This window comes from Streptomyces sp. NPDC001933 (assembly GCF_042890955.1).
Taxonomy (GTDB): domain Bacteria; phylum Actinomycetota; class Actinomycetes; order Streptomycetales; family Streptomycetaceae; genus Streptomyces.
The window spans coordinates 250,275-258,900 of record NZ_JBIASS010000013.1; the positions used below are offsets into that span (position 1 = coordinate 250,275).

The window sequence follows — 8,626 nt, forward strand, 5'->3', positions numbered from 1 at the left end:
CGAAAGACAGAAAGGCTGACACCGTCATGTCGGAAGTTCGCGGCTATGAAGCCGAACCGTGTTACAGCATCTCCGCAGAGGTGGGCGCCGGGTACCGGGAGGCGGTCGCCGGACTCGCCCCGGGTCTTGTCCTCGCCGTCGACGGCCCGGTGGCCGTGGACTGGGAGGCGGTTGCCGCCGGGATCCGCGAGGCGCTGGCCGCCCGCGCCGTCGCGACCAAACAGACGGACCTGCGCGAGCACTTCGCGCCCTGGCCGGACGTCCTCGCCCTGACCGCCTCCGCGGTACTGGAGGACGACCCGGACTTCGCCCCGCTGTCCCGGGCCGGGCTCGCCGACTTCTTCACCGGGCTGCCGGAGCCCGAGGCCGCCGACGACACCGTGACGGTCGTCCTCGGACCGGGCGCGGCCCTGGTGCCGCACGACCGGCTCTGGTACGCGGACCTGCCCAAGCGGTACGCCGAGGCCCAGATCACCGGCAAGACCGGCCGCAACCTGGGGCAGCCCGCCGGTACCGGGGCGGGCACGACCCGTCGGCTCTTCTACATCGACTGGCCCGTCCTCGACCGGCACCGCGACACCCTCGTCTCCGGCGTCGACCTGTGGCTGGATACCCAGGACGCGCAGGCTCCGTCCTGGCTGGAGGGCGCCGCCCTGCGCGCTGCCCTCGCAGATCTGGCCGGGCGGCCCTTCCGTCCCCGCCCCACCTTCAACACCACGTCCTGGGGCGGACATTGGGCCCAGGAGCAGCTCGGATTCAACCAGGAGGCGGCCAACACCGCGCTGGGCTACGAGCTCATCGCTCCCGAGAGCGGGATTCTGGTGGGTACGCCGGACGGTCCGCGGGTCGAGGTGCCCCTGCAGGCACTGGTCGCCTCGCACCCCGAGGCGATCCTCGGCGACGACGTGCACGCGAGGTTCGGCACCTCGTTCCCGATCCGCTTCGACTACCTCGACACCGTCGGCGGCGGCAATCTCTCCGTCCACTGCCACCCGCAGTCGGACTACATGCGCCGCGTATTCGGATGGCCGTACACCCAGCACGAGACCTACTACATGATGCTCGGCGGGCCCGGCCGGCAGGTGTTCCTGGGGCTGCGCCAGGACGCCGACCTCGCGGCCTTCCGGCACGAGGCGGACCGGGCGTTCCACGACGGCGTGCCGTTCGACATCGAGCAGTACGTCCAGACCTTCCCGGCCGATCCGCACCAGATCTTCCTCATCCCGGGCGGCACCCCGCACGGCAGCGGCGAGGGCAATGTCGTACTCGAGATCAGCGCGACGCCGTACCTGTACAGCCTTCGCCTCTACGACTGGCTGCGCAAGGACAGCGAAGGCAGGCAGCGGCCGGTCCACGTCGGCCACGCGTTCGAGAACCTGGACCCGGACCGGTCGGGGGAAGCCGTGGCCAAGGACCTGGTCCCCACCCCGCGCACCCTGCGCTCGGGCGACGGCTGGCACGAGGACGTCATCGGCCGCCTCCCGGAGATGTTCTTCGAGGTCCGGCGGATCGCACTGGCGCCGGACACCGTCGCGGACGACGACACGGACCACCGCTTCCACGTCCTCAACGTCGTGGAGGGCGACGGAATCCTCCTGGAGACCAGTGGCGGCCACCGTCATGTGCTGGCGTACGCCGAGACACTGACCGTGCCCGCCGCGGTCGGCGCCTACCGGGTGCGGGCCCTCGGCGGGGGACCGGTGCGCTATGTGAAGGCGCTGGTGCGGTGAGCCCCACCGACGAGGCCACCGTCTCGGTCCTCGAGGTCGGCGGCACCCATGTCACCGCGGCCGGGGTGGACATCCGCGCCCGCAGCCTCCGGTCCGGCCGCTCGTACCGTGAGGCGGTGGACAGCGACGGCAGTGCCGAGGAGATCCTGTCGGCCCTCGTCCGCTGCGCCGACCGGCTGTCCGGCCTCGGCTCGTGCCCATGGGCCGTGGCACTGCCCGGTCCGTTCGACTACGAGCGCGGGATCGGGCGGTTCGAAGGGATCGGCAAGTTCGAAGCCCTGCGGGGGGTCGATTTACGGGCCGCCCTGACGTCGTCACTGCCCGGCGCCACCGCGCTCAGCTTCTGCAACGACGCGGAGGCGTTCGTGCTCGGCGAGTGGTGGGCCGGGGCGGCGCGCGGACACCGCACCGTCGCCGGTATCACCCTCGGGACCGGTGTGGGCTCCTGCTTCCTGCGCGACGGCCGGATACTGCGGCACGGCCCCGGGGTCCCTCCCGAAGGCTGGGTCCACAACCTGCGGTACGCGGACGGGCCCCTGGAGGAGACGGTGTCCCGGCGTGCCCTGCGGCGGGCCTACGCACGGGCGACCGGCGCGGCGCCGCCCGACGTCCGGGAGATCGCCCGGCGGGCACGGCAGGGGGACCGGACCGCGGCGGAGGTGTTCACCGAGACGTTCCGTGCCCTGGGATGGGTGCTCGGGCCACTGCTCGCCGCCTTCGAACCGACGGTTCTGGTGGTCGGGGGCGCCATCGCGGGGGCCTGGGACCTCCTGGCCGAACCGCTGCGCTCAGGGCTCACCGAGGCCGATCCGGTCCGCAACCGACGCTTCGTCATCACCCCGGCGCACCGGCCGGACGAGGCCCCGCTGCTCGGCGCGGCCTACCTGGCCGGGGTGTGCGGCCGGCCGGGCGACCGTACCGCGCCGCTCGGAGACTCCCGCTGACACCGGCCCGGCACGTGCGACGAGGCCTCCTCCATCCACACCCCCGACCCCCTGGGAGCAGCTGTGACCCCTCCCCGTCCCACCGCCGAACTGACCGTGACCGAGCGCGGCTTCCTGCGCGCCGGACGCCCCCACCAGATCGTCTCCGCCGCCATCCACTACTTCCGTGTCCACCCCGAACTGTGGGAGGACCGGCTGCTGCGGCTGCGCGCCATGGGCGTCAACACCGTCGAGACCTACATCGCCTGGAATCTGCACCAGCCGGCTCCCGGGCAGACCGACTTCTCCGGACAGGCCGATGTCGCCCGCTTCCTGCGCACCGCTGCCCGGCTCGACCTGGACGTGATCGTGCGACCCGGCCCCTACATCTGCGCCGAGTGGGAGTTCGGCGGCCTCCCCGCATGGCTGCTGGCCGACCCCGGTATGCGGCTGCGCCGCACCGACGACCGCTATCTGGCCGCCGTGGACGCGTGGTTCGACCAGCTGATCCCAGTCCTGCGCCCCCTGCTCGCCGGCCGGGGCGGGCCGGTGATCGCCGTCCAGGTCGAGAACGAGTACGGCAGTTACGGCCATGACACCCCCTACCTCGACCATCTGCGGCAGGGCCTGATCCGACGCGGCGTGGACTGCCCGCTGTTCACCGCCGACGGAGCCACTGACGGCGTACTGCGCGGAGGCATGCTGCCCGGCACCCTGGCGACCGCGACCTTCGGCTCACAGCCCGAGGAGTCACTGGCGACCTTGCGCCGCCATCAGCCGACCGGCCCGCTGATGTGCTCCGAGTACTGGCACGGCTGGTTCGACCACTGGGGCGAGCACCACCACGTACGGAACGCCGACGAGGCCGCCGGGGAGCTGGACCGGATGCTGGCTCAGGGCGCCTCGGTCAACCTCTACATGGGCCACGGCGGCACGAACTTCGGATGGTGGAACGGAGCCAACCACAACGAGACCGACTACCAGCCCACCTGCACCAGCTACGACTACGACGCTCCGGTCGGTGAGGCCGGAGAGCTGACCGAGAAGTTCCACGCGTTCCGCGCGGTGATCGAGCGGCACCGAGGCCCGATCCCTTACGCGATACCCGCGACACCGGACCGGCTCGTCCCGCAGACGGTACGGCCGAACGGTGCGGTGGCGCTGGCGGACTGCCTCGACGTGCTCTCCACTCCTCGGCAGCGGCTCTCGCCGGAACCGATGGAGGTGCTGGGCCAGTCACTGGGGCTGATCCACTACCGCACGTGGCTCCGTGGTTCCTTCCCCGACTCGACCCTGCGCGTGCACGGCCTCGCTGACCGGGCCCAGGTGTTCCTCGACGGAGTGCCGCTGGGAGTCCTGGAGCGGACAGGGTCGCTCGACGCGCTGCCGATCAACGTCCCCGACAGCGGTGCCGAACTCGACCTGCTGGTGGAGAACATGGGACGGATCAACTACGGCCCCTTGCTGGAGGATCGCAAGGGCATCAGCGGCGGCGTCCGGATCGACGGCCAGTACCAGTTCGACTGGGAGATCCGCCCCCTCCCGCTGACCGATCTGGCAGGTCTGCGGTTCGGTGCCGCCGAACAGATCCAGGGCCCGGCCTTTCACCGTGCGACGCTGGAGGTACCGGAGCCGGCCGACGGTTTCCTGGCTCTGCCGGGCTGGACCAAGGGCCAGGTGTGGCTGAACGGCTTCGCCCTCGGCCGTTACTGGGACCGCGGACCCCAGCGCACCCTGTACGCCCCCGCCCCGGTGTGGCGGGCCGGCCGAAATGAACTCGTGATCCTGGAACTGCACCGGCCGGGCGAGCGGATCGAGCTCTGCGACGTCCCGGATCTGGGCCCGACCGACTGACCTGGCGGACTGCCGAGTGGCTCCGGTCCGTATTCCTTCCGGACCGGAGCCACCTGAAGCGAGTCCCGGAGCGCCGACGGAATTCCCCCGGATTCCGCCTGCCTGAATCAGCTCTGGCCGTGCCCGAAGTACGCGGCCAACTCCCGGTCCGGGGCCGCGACCTCGACGGCGCGGCCGCCGTCCCGCAACGACATGGTGGCCGCGTAGCCGGCGGCCACCGCTTCGCGGGCCGCGACGGGCGAGGTGACGGTGGCTCCGCCGTCCCGTGCGAACCGCAGGAACTCCGCCATCAGCACGGGATCGGCGCCACCGTGCGTGCCGGTCGGAGTGTGCACGGGCACCACCAGATCGGCCTCGGCGCGGCCGTCGGAGCGGCGGTTCCACACGTGGACCTCCGCTCCCTCCGAGTCGCCGATGTTCTCCAGCCGCCCCTCGGTGCCGATCACCGTGTAGTTGCGCCAGTAGTCGGGGGTGTAGTGACACTGCTGGTAGCTCGCGAAGACTCCGTTGTCCAGCTGCATCTGCATCATGCTCAGGTCCTCCACGTCCACCACCGGGTGGAGGCCGGTCTGGCTGAGCGGCGGCCAGTTCTCCGTCGACAGCCACTCGGTCATCCGCTCCCCGCTGCGGTCGCGGTGCGAGTCGATGTCCCCGTAGACCGTCAGCCCGCCCATGGCGTTCACCCGCCGGGTGTAGCCGCCGGCCAGCCAATGGATGACATCAATGTCGTGCGCGCCCTTCTGCAGCAGCAGGCCGGTGGTGAGGCGTCGGTCCGCGTGCCAGTCCTTGAAGTAGAAGTCCCCGCCGTGGCCGACGAAATGGCGGCACCAGATGGCCTTGACCTCGCCGATCGCCCCCTTGACGATCAGTTCACGCATGGCCACCACGACCGGCATGTGGCGCATGTTGTGGCCCACGTACAGCGGGGTCCGATGCCGGTGAGCCGCCGCGAGCAGCCGGTCGCACCCCTCGGTGGTGATCGCCATCGGTTTGTCCAGGAACACCGGCACACCGGCCTGAAGGAAGTCCAGGCCGATCTCCTCGTGCGTGTGGTCCGGAGTCAGCACCAGCACGCCGTCGAGTCCCGCGTCGAGCAGCTCGTGGTGATCCGAGGCGGTCCGCACCCGGGTGCCGAATCGCTGTTCGGCGCGCGTCAGCAACCGTCGGTCGCGGTCGCAGGCGGCAGCCACCAATGACCCCGAACCGGGCCGGTGGGCCAGGTCGGCCAGGTCGCTGCGATTACCCAGGCCGATGACGCCGAGCCTGATGTCGTCCAAGGTGCTTGCCCTTTCAGAAGGTTTCGACCCCGGCAGGGCGAGGATGACCGGATGATAGATCTGGAACATATCCGGTTGCATGATGGGATTGTGCTTGATTCTGAGGGGGTCGGGATGGTGTCGACCGCCAGGGCGGCCGCGCTCTCGGAGGGGCTGCGGCCGGGCGGAGAAGGATGTTGCCCCGGTGAGAGGTGGGGTGAGGCGGTCGGTGCGGGATGGAACGAGTCTGAGTTCACTGGATCCTGGCGTCAAGAGTTTGGATGTGATTCACTGACCCCGGATTGGCTGATGTATCAGAAACATATCGCAGATGGTGCGTCTCTGCGTCGCTCGGCGACCTCACGCCCGACGTGGACCGCCGTACCGTCCGGACCGCCGTGACATGGATCGACGGAGAAATGGACCGACGTGAAAGGGGAGCGCCGTTGACCCGCGCAGCCCGCAGCACCGCACCCGCGCCGCAACCCCCGGGCGACGGGGCCGGTTACCGTCCAGGCTACGAGGTCGCGGCCGAACGCATCCTCGAGTACCTCGTCCTGGCCGGCCTGGGGCCCGGCGCCCGGCTGCCCACCGAGCAGGAGCTGGCCGACCGGGTGGGGATGAGCCGGACCGTGGTCCGCGAGGCGGTGAAGATCCTCTCCGCGCTGGGCCGGCTGTCCGTGCACAAGGGCCGCGGCATCTACGTCGCCCAGCCCGACCAGTCCTCCTGGCAGCACTCCCTGACCCACTTCCTGCCCGCCGATCTGCGTCAGGTCGACGAACTCTTCGAATTCCGGCGCCACTTGGAAACCACCACCGCCCGCCTGGCCGCCGAACGCGCCACCCCCGCCCAGGTCAAAGCCGTCCGCGCGGCCGCCCACCAGTCCACCCGCGCCGCCCGGCAGGACGACATCGACGCCTTCAGCCACGCCGACGACACCTTCCACACAGCCATCGCCACCGCCACCAACAACGCCTTCTTCGCCGCCACCATCGACACCCTGCGTCGCCTGCAACACCAGGTCACCGCCATAGGACTGGCCGGCCTCGCGGGCGGCTCCCTGCGCGACGCCGCCGCCCAGCACGAAGCCATCGCCCACGCCGTCGCCACCGGCGAACCCACGCACGCGCACACCCTCATGGCCCACCACATCGACCGGACCACCCACCAGTTCCAACGGGAGATCCGGCACCGCATCGCCCCGGGCCACCCAACGCCTGAACCCCACACCACCACCCATGAAGGACACCCATGCGAATCACCGACGTGACTGTGGAACTGGTCGATCTGCCCGCTCAGCCGCCCTTCCGGTGGCGGGCAGGGCTGCCCGGATCGGAGCCGGCGGTCGTGGGCGGGATCCTGCGGGTCCACACGGACGAAGGCCTGGTGGGCGAGGCGCACACGAGACGTGGGCTGATCGTCGCCGATCTGGTGAACCGCCGTATACGTGAGGACCTGCTCGGCCGCGACCCGTTGATGCGCGAGCTGCTGTGGCACCGGCTGTGGGAGCTGGACCGCATAGAGGAGCTCCCCATCTACGCGCTCGGCCTGGTCGACGTAGCGCTGTGGGACCTGGCCGGCCTCGCGGCCGGACAGCCGGTCCACCGGCTGCTCGGCCCCTACCGTGAGGCCATCCCCGCCTACGCGAGCACGGTCACCTTCGGCAGCGTCGAGGAGTACCTCGATGTGGCCGACCAGTGCCTGGAACTCGGCTACTCCGCCATCAAGCTGCACGCGTGGGGAGACCCGCGAGCCGACGCGGACCTGTGCCAGAAGCTGCGCGCCCACGTCGGTGACGATGTCCCGCTCATGTACGACGGATCGGCCGGGTTCGACCTCGCGGACTCGGTGTACCTCGGCCGCGCACTGTCCGAGGCGGGCTACCTGTGGTACGAGGAGCCGATGCGCGAGTTCAGCGTGACCGCCCACCGGTGGCTGGCCGAACAGGTCGACATTCCGCTGCTGGTCGCGGAGACCTCCGACGGCGCGCATTTCAACGTCGGTGACTTCATCATGGCGGGCGCGGCGAGCCGGGTCCGCACCAGTGCGCAGCTCAAAGGCGGGATCACCGGAGCCCTGCGCATCGCGCACCTGGCCGAGAGCTACAACCTGCGGGCCGAGGTGCACGGCAGCGGAGTGGTCAACGCCCACCTGTGCATGGCGATCCCCAACACCACCTACTACGAGTCCCTCGTGTACACCAACCCCGTACAGCGCGAGCCGGCCGTCGGTGCCGACGGGCTGGTGCGGGCGCCGACGGCCCCCGGCATCGGCTTCGATCAACCGGGCTGGTGACGACTTCCGAGCGAATCAACAGGGCGGCGGCTCCGGTCACGCCCTTGATGATGACTCAGGTTCCAACTTCTCAACGCCTCAGCACCTCAGTGCCTCGTGGAAAGGAGCCACACCATGCCCGTGCAACGCTACGCCTCGGTCATACGCCTGCGTGGGGAACTCGAGGCGGAATACCGCGCCTTGCACGCGGCGGCCTGGCCCGAAGTCCTCGCGACCCTCAAGCGCGCCCACATCGGCAACTACTCGATCTTCCTGCGTGACGGGCTGCTCTTCAGCTACCTCGAGTACACCGGCGAGGACTACGCGGCCGACACCGCGCTCATCGCCGAATGCCCGGTCACCCGGGACTGGTGGGCCCGTACCGACCCCTGCCAGCAGCCACTGGACAGCGTCGGCGACGGCGAGCGGTGGGCACCTGCCGAAGAGGTCTTCCATCTCGAGTGACATCAGGGGCAAGCGGCGGAGGGGGGGGACGCAGCTTGGTCCCCCCCCACCCCCGCAGGCCAGCCGCGGTTGACACACCGGGGGAGGGGGCAGGGGCCATCGGGTCAGGGCGGTCGTGGGTCC

7 protein-coding genes are annotated in these 8,626 nt (G+C 70.4%); 6 read left to right on the forward strand and 1 reads right to left on the reverse strand.

The features are described from left to right. Positions 1-26: 26 nt before the first annotated feature. The 3 genes from ACFYY7_RS29315 to ACFYY7_RS29325 all read left to right on the forward strand — a co-directional run bounded on the left by ACFYY7_RS29315 (position 27) and on the right by ACFYY7_RS29325 (position 4,507). Positions 27-1,730 carry a class I mannose-6-phosphate isomerase gene (locus ACFYY7_RS29315; RefSeq protein WP_388666068.1) on the forward strand — a complete coding sequence of 568 codons (1,704 nt, stop codon included), beginning with the start codon at positions 27-29 and terminating at the stop codon, positions 1,728-1,730. Beyond that, the gene (locus tag ACFYY7_RS29320; RefSeq protein ID WP_388666071.1) at positions 1,727-2,674 is read left to right on the forward strand and encodes an ROK family protein; all 948 of its coding nucleotides are present in this window, start codon (positions 1,727-1,729) and stop codon (positions 2,672-2,674) included. Before ACFYY7_RS29315 ends, ACFYY7_RS29320 begins: the two co-directional genes overlap by 4 nt. A 63-nt stretch (positions 2,675-2,737) precedes the next feature. After that, positions 2,738-4,507 carry a beta-galactosidase family protein gene (locus tag ACFYY7_RS29325; RefSeq protein ID WP_388666074.1) on the forward strand — a complete coding sequence of 590 codons (1,770 nt, stop codon included), beginning with the start codon at positions 2,738-2,740 and terminating at the stop codon, positions 4,505-4,507. Positions 4,508-4,614: 107 nt separating this feature from the next. Here the strand turns inward: ACFYY7_RS29325 and ACFYY7_RS29330 are convergent, their stop codons facing one another. Then, positions 4,615-5,784: a Gfo/Idh/MocA family protein gene (locus ACFYY7_RS29330; RefSeq protein ID WP_388666077.1), complete on the reverse strand. Its 1,170-nt coding sequence runs from the start codon at positions 5,782-5,784 to the stop codon at positions 4,615-4,617. Positions 5,785-6,209: 425 nt separating this feature from the next. Here ACFYY7_RS29330 and ACFYY7_RS29335 point away from each other — a divergent pair, with 425 nt between their 5' ends. The 3 genes from ACFYY7_RS29335 to ACFYY7_RS29345 all read left to right on the forward strand — a co-directional run bounded on the left by ACFYY7_RS29335 (position 6,210) and on the right by ACFYY7_RS29345 (position 8,503). Continuing rightward, entirely contained in the window at positions 6,210-7,034 is an 825-nt protein-coding gene (locus ACFYY7_RS29335) for a FadR/GntR family transcriptional regulator (RefSeq protein WP_388666080.1), read from the forward strand. Further along, positions 7,016-8,059: an enolase C-terminal domain-like protein gene (locus ACFYY7_RS29340; protein ID WP_388666082.1), complete on the forward strand. Its 1,044-nt coding sequence runs from the start codon at positions 7,016-7,018 to the stop codon at positions 8,057-8,059. Before ACFYY7_RS29335 ends, ACFYY7_RS29340 begins: the two co-directional genes overlap by 19 nt. Positions 8,060-8,173: 114 nt before the next feature. Further along, the gene (locus ACFYY7_RS29345; RefSeq protein WP_351258641.1) at positions 8,174-8,503 is read left to right on the forward strand and encodes an L-rhamnose mutarotase; all 330 of its coding nucleotides are present in this window, start codon (positions 8,174-8,176) and stop codon (positions 8,501-8,503) included. Positions 8,504-8,626: the final 123 nt, after the last annotated feature.